The organism is uncultured Psychrobacter sp. (assembly GCF_947495825.1).
Classification (GTDB): Bacteria; Pseudomonadota; Gammaproteobacteria; order Pseudomonadales; family Moraxellaceae; genus Psychrobacter.
Map to the genome: position 1 here is coordinate 68139 of NZ_CANMAH010000010.1, position 19707 is coordinate 87845.

At 42.4% G+C, this 19707-nt stretch carries 17 protein-coding genes and 1 tRNA gene; 16 read left to right on the forward strand and 2 right to left on the reverse strand.

Annotation, left to right across the window (positions count from 1 at the left end; all coding sequences use genetic code 11):
- Positions 1-75: 75 nt before the first annotated feature.
- The 4 genes from murA to hisC all read left to right on the forward strand — a co-directional run bounded on the left by murA (position 76) and on the right by hisC (position 5051).
- Positions 76-1344: a UDP-N-acetylglucosamine 1-carboxyvinyltransferase gene (gene murA / locus Q0895_RS11110; RefSeq protein WP_299188911.1), complete on the forward strand. Its 1269-nt coding sequence runs from the start codon at positions 76-78 to the stop codon at positions 1342-1344.
- 101 nt (positions 1345-1445) lie between these two features.
- On the forward strand, positions 1446-2141 hold the full coding sequence (gene hisG, locus Q0895_RS11115) for an ATP phosphoribosyltransferase (RefSeq protein ID WP_299188912.1): 696 nt from the start codon (positions 1446-1448) through the stop codon (positions 2139-2141).
- A gap of 268 nt (positions 2142-2409) precedes the next feature.
- The gene (hisD, locus tag Q0895_RS11120) at positions 2410-3705 is read left to right on the forward strand and encodes a histidinol dehydrogenase (RefSeq protein WP_299188914.1); all 1296 of its coding nucleotides are present in this window, start codon (positions 2410-2412) and stop codon (positions 3703-3705) included.
- A 197-nt stretch (positions 3706-3902) separates the two neighbouring features.
- Complete coding sequence (gene hisC, locus Q0895_RS11125) at positions 3903-5051, forward strand: histidinol-phosphate transaminase (RefSeq protein ID WP_299188916.1); 1149 nt, start codon at positions 3903-3905, stop codon at positions 5049-5051.
- A gap of 87 nt (positions 5052-5138) precedes the next feature.
- Here the strand turns inward: hisC and Q0895_RS11130 are convergent, their stop codons facing one another.
- Together Q0895_RS11130 and Q0895_RS11135 are read right to left on the reverse strand one after the other, a co-directional pair.
- The gene (locus tag Q0895_RS11130) at positions 5139-6848 is read right to left on the reverse strand and encodes an anthranilate synthase component I family protein (RefSeq protein WP_299188918.1); all 1710 of its coding nucleotides are present in this window, start codon (positions 6846-6848) and stop codon (positions 5139-5141) included.
- Positions 6849-6851: 3 nt separating this feature from the next.
- A complete protein-coding gene (locus Q0895_RS11135; protein WP_299188920.1) occupies positions 6852-8102 on the reverse strand; it encodes a beta-ketoacyl synthase N-terminal-like domain-containing protein in 1251 nt (416 codons plus the stop codon).
- A 540-nt stretch (positions 8103-8642) separates the two neighbouring features.
- On the opposite strand from Q0895_RS11135, the gene Q0895_RS11140 reads away from it, so the two are divergent.
- The 12 genes from Q0895_RS11140 to rplL all read left to right on the forward strand — a co-directional run bounded on the left by Q0895_RS11140 (position 8643) and on the right by rplL (position 19310).
- Complete coding sequence (locus Q0895_RS11140; RefSeq protein ID WP_299188921.1) at positions 8643-9770, forward strand: EcsC family protein; 1128 nt, start codon at positions 8643-8645, stop codon at positions 9768-9770.
- Between the two features lie 373 nt (positions 9771-10143).
- A complete protein-coding gene (gene rpsL / locus Q0895_RS11145; RefSeq protein WP_025646352.1) occupies positions 10144-10518 on the forward strand; it encodes a 30S ribosomal protein S12 in 375 nt (124 codons plus the stop codon).
- 198 nt (positions 10519-10716) lie between these two features.
- On the forward strand, positions 10717-11190 hold the full coding sequence (rpsG, locus tag Q0895_RS11150; RefSeq protein ID WP_025646354.1) for a 30S ribosomal protein S7: 474 nt from the start codon (positions 10717-10719) through the stop codon (positions 11188-11190).
- Between the two features lie 378 nt (positions 11191-11568).
- The gene (fusA, locus tag Q0895_RS11155; RefSeq protein WP_299188923.1) at positions 11569-13695 is read left to right on the forward strand and encodes an elongation factor G; all 2127 of its coding nucleotides are present in this window, start codon (positions 11569-11571) and stop codon (positions 13693-13695) included.
- A 235-nt stretch (positions 13696-13930) separates the two neighbouring features.
- Positions 13931-15121 carry an elongation factor Tu gene (tuf, locus tag Q0895_RS11160; protein WP_299185514.1) on the forward strand — a complete coding sequence of 397 codons (1191 nt, stop codon included), beginning with the start codon at positions 13931-13933 and terminating at the stop codon, positions 15119-15121.
- 332 nt (positions 15122-15453) lie between these two features.
- Positions 15454-15529, forward strand: a tRNA-Trp gene (locus tag Q0895_RS11165).
- Positions 15530-15580: 51 nt separating this feature from the next.
- Positions 15581-16069, forward strand: a complete 489-nt coding sequence (gene secE / locus Q0895_RS11170; protein ID WP_299188925.1) for a preprotein translocase subunit SecE — start codon at positions 15581-15583, stop codon at positions 16067-16069.
- A 59-nt stretch (positions 16070-16128) separates the two neighbouring features.
- Positions 16129-16659, forward strand: coding sequence for a transcription termination/antitermination protein NusG (nusG, locus tag Q0895_RS11175; protein WP_075102695.1), 531 nt, complete (start codon positions 16129-16131; stop codon positions 16657-16659).
- A 92-nt stretch (positions 16660-16751) separates the two neighbouring features.
- Entirely contained in the window at positions 16752-17183 is a 432-nt protein-coding gene (gene rplK, locus Q0895_RS11180; protein WP_299188928.1) for a 50S ribosomal protein L11, read from the forward strand.
- Positions 17183-17884 (forward strand): 50S ribosomal protein L1, encoded by a 702-nt coding sequence (rplA, locus tag Q0895_RS11185; protein WP_299188929.1) that lies wholly within the window; start codon positions 17183-17185, stop codon positions 17882-17884. Before rplK ends, rplA begins: the two co-directional genes overlap by 1 nt.
- A gap of 397 nt (positions 17885-18281) precedes the next feature.
- Positions 18282-18809 carry a 50S ribosomal protein L10 gene (rplJ, locus tag Q0895_RS11190; protein WP_299188931.1) on the forward strand — a complete coding sequence of 176 codons (528 nt, stop codon included), beginning with the start codon at positions 18282-18284 and terminating at the stop codon, positions 18807-18809.
- A 126-nt stretch (positions 18810-18935) separates the two neighbouring features.
- Positions 18936-19310 carry a 50S ribosomal protein L7/L12 gene (gene rplL / locus Q0895_RS11195; RefSeq protein ID WP_058369532.1) on the forward strand — a complete coding sequence of 125 codons (375 nt, stop codon included), beginning with the start codon at positions 18936-18938 and terminating at the stop codon, positions 19308-19310.
- Positions 19311-19707: the final 397 nt, after the last annotated feature.

Here is a 19707-nt window from a genome sequence, read left to right on the forward strand (position 1 = left end):
TTATTTTTATAGTGCAAGTTTTTGATTTTTATTCATGGCTTTTTTCTTCACATATATAGCTAGGTTGTCACTTTTATGGATCAGTTTTTAATCACCGGTAGTAGTCGTATCGCAGGGGAAGTTACTATCTCTGGCGCCAAAAATGCCGCTTTGCCTTTGCTTGCAGCTATGATATTAGCTGAGACGCCCACCACCTTACATAACGTGCCATCATTACAAGATGTGCGTACGTTGATTAGACTGATTGCTGGCATGGGTATCGATATTCAAAAGCAGGGCGACACCGTCACTTGTGATACCAAAAGTATCGATAATTTTTATGCACCTTATGATCTAGTCAAGACGATGCGTGCATCGATTTTGGTATTAGGGCCGCTACTGGCGCGTTTTGGTGAAGCAGAAGTTTCACTACCGGGTGGCTGTGCGATAGGCTCGCGTCCCGTTGATCAACATCTAAAGGCCTTTGAGGCAATGGGCGCTCACATCACTGTAGAGAACGGTTACGTTAAAGCCCAAGCTCCTAAAGGTGGCAGGCTGATTGGTTGTAACTTCTCTTTTGATATGATCACCGTTGGTGGTACCGAAAACGTCATTATGGCGGCGGCATTAGCTAAAGGCACGACTGTGTTAGGTAACTGCGCGCTTGAGCCAGAAGTGGTCGATTTGGCCAATATGCTGGTTGCGATGGGCGCTAAGATTAGCGGTATTGGCACAGCAACCATGACGATTGAAGGCGTAGAGCGTCTGCAAGGCTGTGAGTACTCAGTCGTCCCTGATCGCATTGAAACGGGTTCATATCTAGCGGGTGCCTTGATGACTCGCGGAGATGTATTGGCCAAAAAAACCAACGCAGCACTATTGTATCCTGTGCTTGAAAAGTTTGAGGCAATGGGTGCGACGATTACAACAGGTGAGGACTGGATACGAGCACAAATGACAGTGCGTCCACATCCTGTTGATATTCGTACCCAGCCACATCCAGGGTTTCCCACAGACATGCAAGCCCAGTTAATGGCAATTTGTTGTCTGGCAGATGGGACAAGTACTATTATCGAAAACATCTTCGAAAATCGCTATATGCATGTACCTGAGCTTAATCGTTTGGGTGCCTCTATTCAGGTAGATGGCCATACAGCGGTGGTCAAAGGTGTCGAGCACTTTACTGCAGCACCAGTAATGGCGACTGATTTGCGTGCCTCGATGTCGCTAGTGATGGCAGCTTCTGCTGCTGAAGGTGAGAGCTTGATTGACCGTATTTATCATATAGATCGCGGTTACGAAGATGTCGAAAACAAACTCCGCGCTTTAGGGGTTAATATTGAACGTATCAATACCAACGACTAGACTCATTATATCTGGCGTAGGGCACTCACCACTATTAGCGGCATAACATACACATTCCCTAGTCTCTAGGGACATCAATTTTACATGGACACCTTGTCATTATGACTGAGCAAACTGAACGCTTACAGACTAACGACTTATTAAATGAAGTAGATAACGAATTTAATGGCCTCACTTTAGCATTATCAAAAGGACGTATTTTAGAAGAGACAATGCCGCTACTACAGGCTGCTGGCGTTGATTTACTAGAAGACCCTGATGCATCACGTAAGCTTATCTTCCCTACCTCAAACCCAAACGTGCGCGTACTTATTCTACGCGCTAGTGATGTGCCAACCTATGTAGAACATGGCGCTGCTGATTTTGGAGTAGCAGGCAAAGACGTACTTCTTGAATATGGGGCCAACCATGTCTATGAGTTGTTAGACTTAAAAATCGCTCAATGTAAGCTTATGACGGCAGGTGTGAAAGATGCAGCATTGCCCAACCGTCGTTTGCGTATTGCGACCAAATACGTCAATGTGGCCCGCGCCTACTTTGCCAGTCAAGGCCAGCAAGTGGACGTGATCAAGCTTTATGGTTCTATGGAGCTTGCGCCATTAGTTGGTTTGGGTGACTTAATCGTTGATGTGGTCGACACTGGCAATACTCTACGAGCTAACGGTCTAGAGCCACGTGATCATATCTGTGATGTATCATCTCGTTTGATTGTCAATCAAGTCAGCTATAAGCGCAAGTTTGCGCTACTTGAGCCTATTCTTGAGAGCTTTAAAAACAGTATTGCTGCTGCTTCTTAATTATCATATGGTTGATAAATATCGAACGTAGATTATATCTATTATTAATAATGTAAAAGGGTGTTATGTGAGTTTTAAAACCAGTTTGGCGTTCTATGTTAGATATAGCGTGCTAAACTGGTTTTTTAGTAGGTAATTACTACAAAACCCCATTGTCATTTATTGAAGATAACAATAGTTCATTTAGTAAAAGCTATTATTATGGTTTGATTGTTTTCATTATTTTTATTTTCTCAGCCGTCTTTTGGCTTAAACACAGGATTAAATCATGCGCCAGTTAAGCACCCAAGATACCGATTTTGAACAGCAATTGAAGGATCTGCTGGCCTTTGAGACAGTCAATGATGTTGATTTGTTAAAGACTGTCGATGATATTATTGCTCAGGTACGTCATGATGGTGATAACGTCGTGCTAGCATTGACCCAAAAGTTTGATCAGCATCCAGCAACGACGATACAAGAGTTAGAATTGTCTAAACAATCACTCGCTGAAGCTTTTGACAATTTAGATGAAAAAGTAAAGACGGCATTGACTACAGCGGCGACGCGTGTGCAGACGTTTCATAAACGCCAAATACAAGAAACATGGCAATATGAGGATGAGTTGGGCAATCGCCTAGGACAAAAAGTGACACCACTTGATCGCGTGGGTATTTATGTACCAGGTGGGTTGGCTTCTTATCCATCTTCTGTATTGATGAATGCCATTCCTGCAAAAGTCGCTGGTGTCACGGAAGTTATCATGGTTGTACCCGCCCCCAATGGCGTGTTAAATCCTTTGGTATTGGCAGCTGCGCATCTGGCACAAGTCGACCGCGTGTTTACGATTGGCGGCGCTCAGGCCGTTGCAGCGTTAGCATATGGTACCGAAACTATTCCAGCGGTAGACAAAATCACTGGTCCTGGCAATAAGTATGTGGCAGCCGCCAAACGAGCAGTATTTGGGCAAGTAGGTATCGATATGATAGCTGGTCCATCTGAAGTGCTGGTGTATGCAGAAGGGCAAGCCCAAGACCGCGCTGATTGGTTAGCTATGGACTTGTTGTCCCAAGCTGAGCATGACCGTATTGCTCAAGCGATTTTTGTGACGACAAGTAGCGAGCAGTTAGCCAAAGTAGCTACAGAGATTGAAAACGCTTTAGCAAAATTACCAAAAGCAGATATCGCCCGCGACTCATTACAAAATCGTGGCGCCCTTATCCTAGTCAAAGATAGAAGCGAGGGTATGGCTTTAATCAATCGCATTGCACCTGAGCATTTAGAGCTGTCTGTTGATGACCCTGATGCACTACTTAGCGATATTCGTCATGCGGGTGCTATCTTTATGGGACGTCATACGCCTGAGGCAATCGGTGACTACTGCGCGGGGCCCAATCATGTGCTACCAACCTCAGGGACTGCACGTTTTTCTTCACCACTAGGTGTGTATGACTTTCAAAAGAAATCGTCAATCATTTATTGTAGTGAAGACGGCAGCAAGCCATTGGCTGAGACCGCTGATATTCTAGCGCAGCGCGAAGATTTAGAAGCTCATGCGCGCTCAGCTCGTTATCGTTATCAGTAGCACTGCATTTATTTTATAGTAAGCTGCTTATATAAGACTACATAAACAGTATAACGGATATAAAGAACCCTTTATCAGAAATACATAGTCGTTATAACAGGGACTGTATAGACTTTAATAAGACGTCGTCAAAGCGTGATTATTACTGTCATTTTAGACCTTGTCTGCAACCCTTTTAGCTATTAGTAGGATAACTTATGAGTGAACAAAAAGTTGATACCAGACTTTGGTCGTCCAAAGCACGTAACTTGTCACCTTACGTCCCTGGTGAGCAGCCTCAGCATGCTAATTTGTGTAAACTAAACACCAACGAAAACCCATTTCCGCCATCACCGAAAGTAGGGGAGGCTATCGCTAACGTCTTAGAGCAGCAGGCTTATGACCTACGTCTGTATCCAGCCCCTGAATCTGATGATCTGCGTGCGGCACTAGCCAAGTTATATAGTCTTGATATAAACGAGGTATTTGTCGGTAATGGCTCAGACGAGGTGCTCGCTTTAGTATTTGCCAGTTTCTTTTTAAAAGAACGTCCTGTATTAGCGCCAGATATCAGTTATAGTTTTTATCCTGTCTATGCGCAGACTTTCGGTGTAGAGCTGGTACAGATTGCATTAGAGGATGATTTTAGTATCGATCCCGATGCTTATCGCCAGCCTTGTAGCGGTATTATTATTGCCAACCCTAATGCACCAACAGGTCTATTGTTATCGCTTGCCGATATTCGTAAGCTTGCCAGCGAGCACTCTAACTCGGTGATAGTCATTGATGAAGCTTATATTGATTTTGCTTATATAGATGAGACCAACTCTAGCACTCAAGTTTCAGCAGTGAGCTTAATCAACGAGTTCGACAATATATTGGTGACTCAAACCTTTTCAAAGTCTCGATCATTAGCAGGTTTGCGTGTCGGAATGGCTTTTGGTAATGCATCATTGATCGAAGCGTTGACACGTATGAAAAACAGCTTTAATAGCTATCCATTAGATAAATTGGCGCAAGCTGGAGCAACTGCTAGCGTTTTGGATAATGATTATTTTGAACAAACACGTCAGCAAGTCATCGATTTGCGCAAGTCGTTGACGACTCAGCTAACAGCGCTTGGCTATCAAGTACTGCCGTCGCATGCCAATTTTGTGTTTGCCCGCCCTAAAGATGGAGACGCAAGCGCAGTGGCCGCTAAATTACGCGAGCAAGGTATCATCGTGCGTCATTTTGACAAGCCGCGTATCCAAGAGTATCTTCGTATTACTGTCGGTACCCAAGCGCAGCATGAGCGCTTGATTGATGCATTGACCGCTATGCAAACAAATAGTACAGATAAGGAGTCTATCTCAAATATGGGCTAATTTTTTATTTGGGCAATGTTAAACGGCCAATTGACAATAAAGTGTTCCGCTATATGAGTTTTGTATACTAAAGTATCGGGAAAACCTTTACATGATATCTGGTTGGTTTAATACGTTTAATAGATTGCCCACTTTATCGAGACACTCTTGATATTCTTCTTTAGAATTGGAGGCGACAGTAATACCGCCGCCTGCCCATAAGCTGACCTCTGTCTCGGCATTTGCTAAGCTATTAGCCTGCAACGTACGAATGAGTACATTCCACTGTCCACTTCCATCAAAATTCATATAGCCCATGGTGCCACAGTAGGCGCCACGCGGCGCTGTTTCTAATTCGGATATAATCTCGACGGCGCGTTTTTTGGGCGTACCAGTGATTGAGCCTGCAGGCAGACTACCAAACAATACGGCTAATGGATGAGCCTCTGGTTTTAGCTCAGCGGTGATGGTACTTACCATGTGATGGACATTGCTAAAGCTTTCGATGGCAAATAAATGTGGCACTTTCACACTGCCAGTTTTGGCATATTTACCTAAGTCATTACGCAGTAAGTCAACAATCATGACATTCTCAGCTCGATCTTTATCACTGCCCATTAACTGCTGTTTTAAAGCCAAATCTTGCTTATCACTACTACCTCTAGGACGAGTGCCTTTGATAGGCTTTGTAATAATGTGATGGGAGCCATTATCAGTATCTTTTATAAAAGTAAAAAACAGCTCAGGTGAACAGCTCAATAACTCAAAGCTTAAGGGTGAACTGTTAAACTTCTTAACGTCTTTGGTATGGTTATTAGCTACCAAACGATCAGGTTTTCCATTCTCTAAATGATGGTAAGCTCCTAGGTAGCCTGCAAATGGCGCTTGGGTGTTTTGATATAGAGTCGGCAAGTAATCAATAAGAGACGTCATAGAGCTGTTATTGTCATATGAGCTATCTAACTTATGAAGACGACCTTGCCATGCTTGCGTTAGATTAATTTGGTAACAGTCGCCTTGTTGTAGATAGTCTTGGGTTTTTCTAAAAGCGTTATGATAGTCACTCTTATGCCACTGTGCGCTTAATACTAAGGGCGTTAGTAGACATTCAATATTATGAGCTGCTCTTTTTGTACTAGATAGTTCCAGATCTAAAGTATTTAAGTAGGATATAAGCTTAGCTACTGCCAAGTTTGTTGATGGGTTATCAACATCTGACGTGATAGTCTTTAACGTCCAGCCCGCTTTGTCTGTAACAGATTGAGTTAAATATATATCGTAGTGACCTAGTACTGCTCCAGGCTGCGCTGCCAGCTCGATTTTAGCCGCTGGACTCAGCTCATGAGCAGCTATATCATAACCAATAAAACCTATTAAACCGTGGTGATAATTTGGCTTCTCATAGGATATGTTTAGAGATTTTGAGGCAGCGTTATTAGTCTCATGATCTTGACTATAAGCAATCAATTCGTCTTGCCACTTGATATAGTTCATATAGGCTGTCGTAACAGCATTCTCATCGTTACGGCAGTGTTTTATTACTTTATAGGTAGGCAGCTGTGTAGGAGAGATTTGATTATGAGTAGCGTATACTGACCAGCTTACTTTAGGTAGTAAGCCAATCACAGGGTGACCATCATTATTTAGCCAGACTAATTGCCAGTTTGCATTGCTATCTTGTGCAAGCAAATGCTGCTGTAGTTTTGGTAGCAGCTCTGTGGCCGACAACTCGCCAAAACGCCAGCTATTTTTGATAGCTGGCGTTTGTACAAGGCTAGTCTGTTTGTTCTTATCTTGAAAAGCGTTCGGTGCAAGCATGTTTTAAGCGTCAAACCTTTTAATAATTAAGGTCGCGTTAGTACCGCCAAACCCAAAGCTATTGCTCATTATGGTATTTAGCTGGGTTTCACGTAGCTCAGTGACAATATCAAACGGAGCTGCTGCCTCATCGATATTTTCGACGTTGATACTTGGCGCGATGAAGCCTTCTTGTAGCATAAGCAGGCAATAGATCAACTCTTGCGCGCCAACTGCTCCTAGGCTATGACCTGTCATTGATTTGGTTGAGCTGATAGGGGGGACAGAGTCTTGAGTGGTAGAGTCAGCATCAGAGCCAAATACTTTAGCGATGGCTTTTAGCTCAGTAATATCACCTAGCGGTGTGCTGGTCCCGTGGGTATTGATATAGTCAACACGCTCTAATTCTGCTTGATCCAACGCTTGCTGCATACAACGTACCGCGCCCTCACCACTTGGAGCAACCATTTCTGCCCCATCAGAGCTGGCACCATAGCCGACGATCTCAGCCAAAATATTTGCACCGCGCGCTTGCGCATGTTCAAGACTCTCAACCACTACCATTGCACCGCCGCCAGCGATCACAAAGCCATCACGATCTTTATCGTAAGCACGTGAAGATTGTTTGGGTGTGTCATTATACTGAGTGCTCATTGCACCCATTGCATCAAACATACAGGACTGGGTCCAGTCTTCAGCCTCACTACCACCAGCGAGTATTACGTCTGCCTTACCCAATTGAATAAGCTCGGCTGCATGTCCGATACAGTGAGTCGACGTCGCACAAGCAGAAGAGATAGAGTAAGAAATGCCTTGGATTTTTAGTCCAGTTGCAAGCGCAGCTGATACCGAACTACTCATAGTCTTCGGTACAGCCATTGCTCCGACCCCGCGTAGACCTTTGTCACGCATAGAGTCTACAGCACTGACGACGTCTCCTGTCGATGCACCGCCCGAGCCTGCGACCACACCAACACGCGGATTATGGTTGATGGTCTCAAGGGATAAGCCAGACTGTTTGATTGCCGCTAATGCGCTTACATACGCATAAAGGCTTGCATCGCTAAAAAAGCGTTTTAACTTACGATCAATACCAGAAGTATCTAATGCAGTCTTATCGATGCTACCACTGACTTGTGACTTAAAGCCATGTTCAGCGTAAGTTTCATCAAACGTAATGCCAGATTGTCCTTGTCTAAGAGCAGATGTGACGGCGTCTAAATCATGTCCGATACAAGAGACAATCCCTGCTCCAGTAATCACAACTCGGCGCATATTCCATTCCTTATAATAATGAATTATTATCGATATATATCTAAAAATGACTAATTAATATCTATAACTACGATTGAACCATATCTATATTTGCAGGTTAATACGTTAATATTATAATAACGTATCAGCGACGCAAAAACTTTACTTAGGTACAAAATAGCAGTAAACACTGCTCGTTTTTACAGTCAATGCAAGAAAGCCTTTAAGGCAAGGCTATAGACACAATATGCTTTATTATAGCATTCTCAGAAGCGGTAGATGAGCTAAAAACCTACTTATATGTATTCTAGATGACGAATGTGTATATAAATAAACCACACTTCTAGATACAAACTTTGCGATATTAATAACATTGTTCACACTGACATAGAATCTTATATATAGATAAAATGACGTCCTAAGCACTGATACAAATACGTATCGTTGTTATTTTTATCGACAATTATTAGTATGTTAATATATTTAATATATAGCTACATATAGTATAGATATACCGAATCAATTTTTAGGTTGTTTAATTACCATATTAAGGACATAACAATGGCAAAGCGTAGCACTCTCTCTCAAGGTATCAACACTATTGGTCATTTTACTCGTAATAATCTTGAACGTATGGGATCACTCATTGATAGTGCTAATGCTAAAACAAGTAAACCTCGTCAATATAAGGCTGTAAATCTAGGAGATGAAGACTACCAACAAGATCTGTTTCGGGAGCAAACTCTAAAAACGACACAGCAATTACTAGGTGCACGTTTTGCCACATATGGTAAGTATGCCAAGAAAGTTATTCCCAACAGTTTGTTTAAATCTGCATTAGACAACTCTTTCGTTCAGGTCGCAAAGCTAGCAGCTAGCTGGAGTCAATTAGATCTGCCTAATGAACATCGTTTTGCTGATATCAATACATTAGATAACGAAGAGCGTTATGCGCTAGCGACTGATATTGCCAATCAAAATAGAGCGTTGGCGACTTTGGGTGGTCTAACGGGTCTGGCAGGATTACCAGGATTATTGGCTGATACCTTATGGTTATTATTAGTGTCATTACGCTCTGTCTATCAGTTGGCCGCTGTGTATGACCAACCGCTAACTGGCAAGCAAGGTATAAAAATGGCTTACGAGCTACTTGCCAGTGCAGATTTGAGTAAAATGCAAGAAAAACAAGCTCTATTAGCAGGTATCGGAGTAGGAAAAGGGCTACTTGATAATGCTCAAAGTCGTGGTTTACATAGCGAACTACAAAACCTTGGACTCAAAAATCAAAATGTCAATTTTTATGCAGAGCAAATAGATAATATCGCTGGACAAGTAGGGTTTGATTTAGATCAAGTTGATTTAACATGGATACGTCGTTTGTTACCAGTGTCGGCAGTGGCTGTTGGTATGCATTACAATAGTCGTTTGATTGATGAAGTGCTTGGTGTTGCTCAAGCGACTTTTGCTCCAGAACCAAAACTTGCCAATCGCTCTATTACTGACGATAGCAGTAGTGAAGAAAAAGTCAAACAAATGGCAAGCGATCAAGATGAAGACTCAGATAAAGAAAGTAAGTCAGAAGAGTCTAGTAATGATTCTGTACAAGAAGAGTCCGATGAGTCGACTAAAAACGATAAAAAAGCAGATGTTAAAGCTGTTAACGATGAGAACAAAGCAGATACTAAGTAGATGAGCATAACATTGACTGGTATTATGCCAAGCAAGATATAATAAATATACTAAGAGCTATCTTGAAAAGTGAGTTAGTAACACCATATACACGATAACAAGCCAACCCTTAATACTCTTTTAGGAGTAGGTAGTAAGCTTTTTATTTATGTATATGGTGCTGTGTGAATTATTTAACTAACATTAGAGTATACTTGATACATATATTTTAGATATTGTAAAGTAGATTTACCTATAAGTAGTTGAAATAGCAGTAACATATCTTTATAATACACTGTCCTAAAAATGGGTGCCCCAGATTTTTCATGTTTATGGAAAGGATGGCGGGTTTGCCCATTTTTTTGTTTTATACCAAACGGGAGAAGGATGCCTTATGGCAACAACTAACCAATTGATTCGTAAGGGTCGCAAAACCATCAAGGAAAAATCAAAAGTTCCTGCGTTACAAGCGTGCCCACAACGCCGTGGTGTATGTACTCGTGTATATACTACTACGCCAAAAAAACCTAACTCAGCAATGCGTAAAGTTTGCCGTGTACGTTTGACTTCAGGTTATGAAGTATCAAGCTATATCGGTGGTGAAGGTCACAACTTACAAGAGCATAGTGTTGTACTTATCCGTGGTGGTCGTGTAAAAGATCTGCCAGGTGTACGTTATCACACTGTTCGCGGTGCATTAGACTGTGCAGGCGTTAAAGACCGTAAGCAAGGTCGTTCTAAATACGGTGCGAAGAAGCCTAAAGCTTAATATTAGCTGCGCTTAATCGTATCACCCATTAACTGTGCATGGGCTTGGTGTTAACCGCTTTATTAGTAAAACTAATAATAGAATGTCATAACATACCGCCATGCAGTAAGGCTGACTGACAACTTAATATACCACCTATAATATTGAATGGTGCCATGTTGTGAATGTCAGACACTCCTGAAGACAAGGAAATTTATTATGCCAAGACGTCGCGTCGTAGCTACCCGTGAGATCCTACCGGATCCTAAGTTTGGTAGCCAAACTATCGCCAAATTCATCAACCACGTGATGAACGATGGTAAAAAATCTACTGCTGAGCGTATCGTATATGGTGCTCTTGAGACGGTAAGCGAAAAGCGTAACATCGAAGATCCAGTATCTTTCTTCGAAGAAGTGCTAGAAAACGTTCGCCCAATGGTCGAAGTAAAAGCTCGCCGTGTTGGTGGTGCAACCTACCAAGTACCAATGGAAGTACGCCCCTCCCGTCGTACTGCCTTGGCTATGCGTTGGTTAGCGGAAGCCGCTGCTAAGCGTTCTGAAAAATCTATGGCTTTACGCCTTGCCGGTGAGCTAAGCGATGCCTCAGAAGGTAAAGGCAATGCTATGAAGAAGCGTGATGAAGTTCACCGTATGGCTGATGCCAACAAAGCGTTCTCACACTACCGCTTCTAAGTTGTTGATGCTTTTTCAACCATTTATAGTGGTTAAGTATTCGTTTTTACTTTGTTTATTCTATTGATTACCGCCATCACTATAGTGATGTACTTAACTGCCTTTCACAACGCAGTTAAGATATAACCATCCAGATGGCGGCTATCTTTTGATACTAAATGAGAGTTAATCCTTAAGATCTAGTATTTCAAATTTAATACCCTTTTGTTTGTCACATGATCTCTTTTATCTACATAGAATTGACATCGCTTTGAGCACGATATAAAAGTGAACTGCATGAAAGCCGATTATTTCTGTTAAGAGACTGTTTTCATTGAACTTCTGAGGTAGAGCACCACCCTATATTAATACATACACGACTTTTCCTAGGAAAATACTATGGCTCGTAAAACTCCCCTAAAGCGCTATCGCAATATTGGTATCTCAGCGCACATTGATGCTGGTAAGACCACCACTACTGAGCGTATTTTATTTTATACTGGTAGAAACCATCAACTCGGCGAAGTACATGATGGCGGCGCAACGATGGACTGGATGGAGCAAGAGCAGGAGCGTGGTATCACTATTACCTCGGCTGCAACGACTTGTTTCTGGAAGGGTATGGACAACCAGTTTGATGAACACCGTATCAACATCATTGACACCCCAGGTCACGTTGACTTCACTATCGAAGTTGAGCGTTCTATGCGTGTTCTTGATGGCGCTTGCATGGTTTACTGTGCAGTAGGCGGCGTTCAGCCACAGTCTGAAACTGTATGGCGTCAGGCAAACAAGTACAAAGTACCACGTCTAGCGTTCGTCAATAAGATGGACCGTGTTGGTGCTGATTTTTATCGTGCTGTAGAACAAGTGAAAACTCGTCTTGGTGGTAACCCAGTACCGGTCGTTATTCCAATCGGTAAAGAAGAAGATTTTGAAGGTGTTATCGATCTTATCACTATGAAAGCTATCTATTGGGATGTCGCATCTCAAGGTATGAAGTTTGAAGAGCGTGAGATTCCAAGCGAGCTGCAAGCTAAAGCAGAAGAATATCGCGAGATGTTGGTTGAGACTGCCGCTGAAGCTTCTGAAGAACTTATGAATAAATACCTAGAAGACGGTGAGCTGTCTGAAGATGAGATTCACAACGCTATTCGTGAGCGTACTATCGCTAACGAAATCATCCCAATGCTTTGTGGTACTGCCTTTAAAAACAAAGGCGTCCAAAAAATGCTAGACGCGGTTATTCGCTATATGCCAGCGCCGCATGATGTACCAGCAATCCGCGGTATTCTTGATGACAAAGAAGAATCTGAAGGCTTCCGTGAAGCGTCTGATGATCAGCCGTTTGCTGCGCTAGCGTTTAAGATCATGAATGATAAGTTCGTTGGTAACTTAACTTTCGTTCGTGTTTATTCTGGCGTTATGCAGCAGGGTAGCAGTGTTTATAACCCAGTTAAGATGAAGCGTGAGCGTATCGGCCGTATCGTTGAGATGCATGCCAACTCGCAAGAAGAGCTACAAGAGATCCGCTCTGGTGATATCGCCGCTCTAGTCGGTATGAAAGACGTCGGTACCGGTGACACATTATGTGATGAGCAAAACGTTATTACGCTTGAACGTATGGAATTCCCAGATCCAGTTATCTCTCTAGCTGTTGAGCCAAAGACTAAAGCTGACCAAGAGAAAATGTCAATCGCTCTAGGCCGCCTGGCAAAAGAAGATCCGTCATTCCGTGTACATACTGACGAAGAGTCTGGTCAGACTATCATCAGTGGTATGGGTGAGCTTCACTTAGAGATCTTGGTCGACCGTATGAAGCGTGAATTCAATGTTGAAGCCAACATTGGTGCACCGCAAGTTGCTTATCGCGAAACGATTCGTGAAACTGTCGAACAAGAAGGCAAGTTTGTACGTCAGACAGGTGGTCGCGGTAAGTTTGGTCACGTTTGGTTACGTCTTGAGCCACTTGATCCAGCAGGTGAAGTTGAATACGAATTTGCTGAAGAAGTAGTCGGTGGTGTGGTACCAAAAGAGTATCATGGTGCTGTCGATAAAGGTATCCAAGAACGTATGAAAAATGGCGTACTTGCTGGTTACCCAGTAGTTGGCGTAAAAGCAACTTTGTATGACGGTTCTTACCATGACGTTGACTCGGATGAGTTATCATTCAAGATGGCAGGTTCAATGGCCTTTAGAAAAGGCTTTATGGCGGCAAATCCTGCGCTACTAGAGCCAGTCATGAAAGTTGAAGTTGAGACGCCTGAAGATTATATGGGCGATATCATGGGCGATCTTAACCGTCGTCGTGGTATGGTACAAGGTATGGAAGACTTACCTGGTGGTACTAAACAAATTCGTGCTGAAGTACCATTAGCAGAAATGTTTGGCTACGCCACTCAGATGCGTTCAATGTCGCAAGGCCGTGCTACGTACTCAATGGAATTCCAAAAATATGCTGAAATTCCAAAATCAGTGGCTACTGAAATCATCTCTAAATTCAACTCTAAAGATGACGACGAGTAAGTAAAAAGCCATCAAATATGGCAATATAAAGCGAATCTTTGTATTGCCAGTAGAGAATATGCCAATAACTTGTTAAAAGACTTGTTATTGGTTGTAATTTTCTTATAATATCTGCACATTGAATGTGCAACCTTTTAACATTTATCTTAATGTGCTTAGTATTATTTAACTACTGTATTAATACTATTTAAATACTTTAGTAAAGTAATTAAGCCCAAATAAAGAGGAAATACCCATGGCAAAGGCCAAGTTTGAACGCAACAAGCCACACGTCAACGTCGGCACCATCGGACACGTTGACCATGGTAAAACAACCCTAACTGCCGCTATCGCAACCGTAGCAGCAAAAACCTCAGGCGGCGAAGCCAAAGACTACGCAGCCATTGACTCAGCGCCAGAAGAAAAAGCACGTGGCATTACCATCAACACCTCACACGTAGAATATGACACCGAAACTCGTCACTACGCCCACGTTGATTGCCCAGGTCACGCTGATTACGTTAAAAACATGATCACTGGTGCCGCTCAAATGGACGGCGCAATCCTAGTTGTATCAGCCACTGACGGCCCAATGCCACAGACTCGTGAGCACATCTTGCTATCACGTCAGGTTGGCGTACCGTACATCATCGTATTCATGAACAAATGCGACCTTGTTGACGACGAAGAGCTACTAGAGCTTGTTGAAATGGAAGTACGTGAACTACTAAACGACTACGACTTCCCAGGTGACGACACCCCAATTATGAAAGGTAGTGCCACCCAAGCCCTAAAAGGCGACGACGGCAAATACGGCGAACCAGCAGTTGTAGAACTACTAGAAACCCTAGACACCTACATCCCTGAGCCTGAGCGTGACGTCGACAAAGCATTCCTAATGCCAATCGAAGACGTATTCTCAATCTCAGGTCGTGGTACCGTCGTAACTGGCCGTGTCGAATCAGGCATCGTAAAAGTTGGTGACGAGATCGAAATCGTTGGTATTCGTGACACACAAAAAACCACCTGTACTGGTGTTGAGATGTTCCGCAAACTACTAGACGAAGGTCGTGCTGGTGAAAACTGTGGCGTACTACTACGTGGTACCAAGCGTGAAGACGTACAACGTGGCCAAGTACTAGCCAAGCCAGGTTCAATCACCCCGCACACCAACTTTGACGCTGAAGTATACGTACTGTCAAAAGAAGAGGGTGGTCGTCACACACCATTCCTAAACGGCTATCGTCCACAGTTCTACTTCCGTACCACTGACGTAACTGGCGCAATCCAATTACAAGACGGTACTGAGATGGTTATGCCTGGTGACAACGTTGAGATGAGTGTTGAGCTTATCCACCCAATCGCTATGGACAAAGGCCTACGTTTCGCTATCCGTGAAGGTGGCCGTACAGTAGGTGCGGGTGTGGTCGCTAACGTTAAAAACTAAGCGCTACTGATCTCAGCGCAAGCTGACACAGAGTGTTGAGTAGTGAAAAGCCATCCTTTATAGGGTGGCTTTTTTATTATTAAATCCTGTATTGTTATAGTTGTTACACCCAATAATAGAAAGATAATCACTGAATGGTTCCTATCAATATTAAAAAACAATTTAATTCATAGTAAATTAATAAATTTATTTCGTTATAAGGTCTTGATTTCAATATTTTATACAGCTGTTTTATAGATAAGTGCTTATTTCTTGAATTAAAATAATAAAAATTCATCTTAGAACTTGCATTCTAATAAAAATCTTGTATAATTATCAGCCTTAACACCCATAGGCGATTGGCTCAATTGGTAGAGCATCGGTCTCCAAAACCGAGGGTTGTAGGTTCGAGTCCTACATCGCCTGCCATCTTCTTATCACATCTTTGTTATACCTCACCATCTCCGAAGCGAGTTCTTTATGAGCAACAATCAAGATAACCTCGAGACTAAGTTATCTGATGCCAAGGCGACGGCTAGCGGAATGCTGACTAAAGGTAAGCATGTTTCAGCAGGTAATAAAACAACAGCTGTTGAAGTTGCTAAGACAGGCTCTGTCAAAGATTTGATTTTGTGGCTTCTTGCTGCAGCAGCATTAATTGGTGCGACTTTAGTCAACCAATACTTACCTGGTTATTGGCAGCCTGCTAATGACGTTTGGGTCCGTATTGGAATTATTGTCGCGCTTGTCGTATTTGCGTTAGTATGTTTGATATTAACTCATCAGGGACGTGCATTTAAAATACTGTTAAAAGATGCGGTAGTTGAATTGCGCCGTGTCACATGGCCAGGTAAAGACGAGACCTTTCAATACACATGGCAAGTGATTGTCGTGATTGCGATTGTTGGGTTTTTTATTTGGTTATTGGATAACTTTTTCAATTGGTTTGTTGGTATTTTTATCGGTTAATAAGAGCGTATTAGTTTCTTTTGACCCAAACTTTTACTCATAGCGATTAGGAGCGTGATATGCGTTGGTATATTGTCCAAGCGTTTTCAGGATATGAAAAACAAGTACAACGCTCATTAATCGAGCGTATCAATCGTAGTGATTTCGCAGAGAACTTCGGTGACGTATTGGTTCCTACCGAAGAAGTCGTCGAGATGAAAGATGGAAAAAAACGCAAAAGTGAGCGTAAGTTTTTTCCAGGATATGTACTGATTCAAATGGAAATGAATGACAATACTTGGCATATCGTCAAAGAATGTCCACGTATTATGGGCTTTGTTGGTGGTACGCCTGAGACGCCTGCACCGATTACGCAAGTAGAAGCCGATCGTATTTTGAATCGTTTGAACCAAACTGAAACCAATCCACGTCCAAAAACTTTATTTGAGCCAGGTGAAGAGTTATTGGTCATCGACGGACCATTTACTGATTTCAAAGGCTTGGTAGAAAAAGTAGATTACGAAAAGTCTAAGTTACAGCTAACAGTAAACGTATTTAATCGACCCACTCAGGTTGAGCTTGAGTTTAGTAAAGTTGAAAAACTAGACTAAACATAAACAAACCGGGGAGCTTTAATCACTATCTCGTTACTTTCATAATACTTGGTATTGATTGAGCGCTATTACCCATTTAGGAGAGAAACATGGCTAAGAAGATTGATGGTTACATCAAACTGCAAGTGCCTGCAGGTAAAGCAAATCCTTCACCACCAATTGGTCCAGCTCTGGGTCAAAAAGGTGTGAACATCATGGCGTTCTGTAAAGAGTTTAACGCGGCAACCTCAAACCAAGAGCCAGGTTTGCCGATTCCAACTGAAATTACAGTATACAACGACAAGTCTTTTACTTTCATTATGAAGTCACCACCAGCTGCGTTTTTACTACGTAAAGCTGCTGGTATTGCTAAAGGCTCAGGTACACCTAATACTGCTAAAGTCGGTAAAGTTGATCGCGCGCAGCTAGAAGAGATCGTTAAGACTAAAAATGCAGACTTGACTGCTGCTGGACTTGACGCTGCGGTTCGTACCATTGCTGGTACCGCTCGTTCAATGGGTATTACCGTGGAGGGTGTATAATGTCTAAGTTAACCAAACGTCAAAAAGAAATTCAAAGCCGTATCGATAACGAAAAACAATATACTATCGAAGAAGCGGTACAAATCTTGAATGATTTGCCAGCGCTAAAATTCAAAGAATCTATTGATATCGCAGTAAACCTAGGCGTTGATCCTCGTAAATCTGATCAAGTGGTACGTGGTGCGACTAACCTACCTGCAGGTACTGGTAAAACCAAACGCGTTGCCGTATTTGCTCAAGGCGCTGCTGCTGAAGCTGCCAAAGAAGCGGGTGCAGACGTTGTAGGGTTTGAAGACCTAGCAGAAGACATTAAAGCCGGTAACATGGATTTTGATGTTGTTATCGCTGCTCCAGATGCTATGCGTGTTGTTGGTCAATTAGGTACTATTCTAGGTCCACGTGGTCTGATGCCTAACCCAAAAGTCGGTACGGTAACGCCAAACGTTGCTGAAGCAGTGACAAACGCGAAAGCAGGTCAAGCACAGTACCGTGTTGATAAAGCAGGTATTATCCATACGACTATTGGTCAGGTTGGTTTTACTGCTGAGCAAGTTATTCAAAATGCTCAAGCTTTACTATCTGATCTAAAACGTGCTAAACCTGCTACATCTAAAGGTACTTTCATTAAGAAAATTACTTTATCTAGCACTATGGGCCCAGGGCTTACGATTGACCCTGTTCCTTACCGCGTTGCTAAATAAGTACTATTTCATAAGTTTGAATAATTAGTATCAATTATTTTAAAGAATTAGGTCAGCGTAGCAGTTGCTATGCTGTCTAAGACCGTAGGTAGAGAGCAGTTTAAAAGTACTCATTACTGATTTTTAAATCATTATTGTAACTGATAAGCTGTTTTTGTTAATCGACGACAGATGAAAATCTTAGTTGTCCTACGCAGACGGTGACCCACCCAGTTGTTGATAAGAGCCGATAGGGCAACCTATTACTTGATGTCATTCTGATAACGGTGCCGTAATCAGTCGTTATGAATAAACTCTATTTTTAGAAGTTATGAATAACGTGTCGTATCAAGTCAGTCTTAGCTGATCGTTTTTAACTAAAAGATGAGCGGATTGATAAGATTAAAGGAGTCAACTTATGGCATTAACGCTAGAACAAAAACAACAAGTTGTGGCTGAAGTGTCTGAAGTTGCTGCTAATGCTTACTCAGCAGTAGCTGCCGAATATCACGGTATTGGTGTTGCGAAGCTTACTCAGCTACGTGAACAAGCTCGTGAAAAAGGCGTCGTTTTAAAAGTGGTAAAAAATACCCTAGCAAAACGTGCGTTTGAAGGCACTAAGTTTGAGAGCATGTCAGACCGTATGACTGGTCCACTACTTTTGGCTTTCTCTATGGAAGACTTGGGTTCTGCTGCCAGAGTCGTTTTCGACTTTAGCAAAGAAAACAAAGCTTTAGAGACCAAATTGGTATCAGTCGGTGGTGAGGTTTATGGTCCAGAAGAGCTAGAGCGCGTATCGAAGCTACCAACTCGCGACGAAGCAATCTCTATCTTGATGGCTACTATGAACGCACCAGTGACCAAGCTTGTCCAGACTATGAACGCTGTTCCTGGCAAGTTCGTTCGCACTGTAGCGGCAATCAAAGACGCAAAAGAAGCTGCTTAATTGCTTGTTTTAACGTAACTTTGACATCGCTGATTGTATTTTATTGCCATTCCTATTTTGAAATTTGGCAGACAGTCAGATCGATATTAAAATCAATTAATTTTTATCAGATAACGGAGAGTTCTCATGGCACTATCTAAAGAAGATGTGTTAAACGCAATCGCTGAAATGTCAGTAATGGATATCGTTGAATTGATCAGCGACATGGAAGAAAAATTCGGCGTAACTGCTGCTGTAGCTGCTGCTGCACCTGCTGCTGCTGCTGAAGGTGGCGCTGCTGCTGAAGAAAAAGACGAATTTGACGTTGTTCTTGCTAGCTTTGGCGAGAAGAAAGTTGGCGTAATTAAAGCCGTTCGCGAAGCGACTGGCCTTGGTCTAAAAGAAGCGAAAGATTTGGTTGAGAGTGCTCCAGCTCCAATTAAAGAAGGCGCATCTAAAGATGAAGCTGAAGAGTTGAAAAAGAAACTTGAAGAAGCTGGCGCTACTGTTGAACTAAAATAAGTTCAATGCGTTACGAAAAAAAGCTGGTGATGCCTTGCATCATCAGCTTTTTTTTATTATAATTCGTAGCTTGACCTTTTGTGTCTGCCAATATACGTACGCATTAATGCGGTGGATACCTATCAAAAGGACACACGATATACATGTACGCAAACACGCCAGTTTTTGAAGTTAGTTAACGTAAGCTAAATGTCGTTGGACGTTTGGCATTTTTTTGTGCATGTATACTTTCCTTTTATCACTAGTATTTATATTAATCCTAATTTTAATTCTAAATAGTCTAGCATGGTTTACTACCGGTAGGTGGCTTGTAGACGGTAAGTAGTAACGACGAGACGTTTCATGTCATATATGTTCAATATAGCTTAAAGATAAATGCTGGCATATCTATAAGATT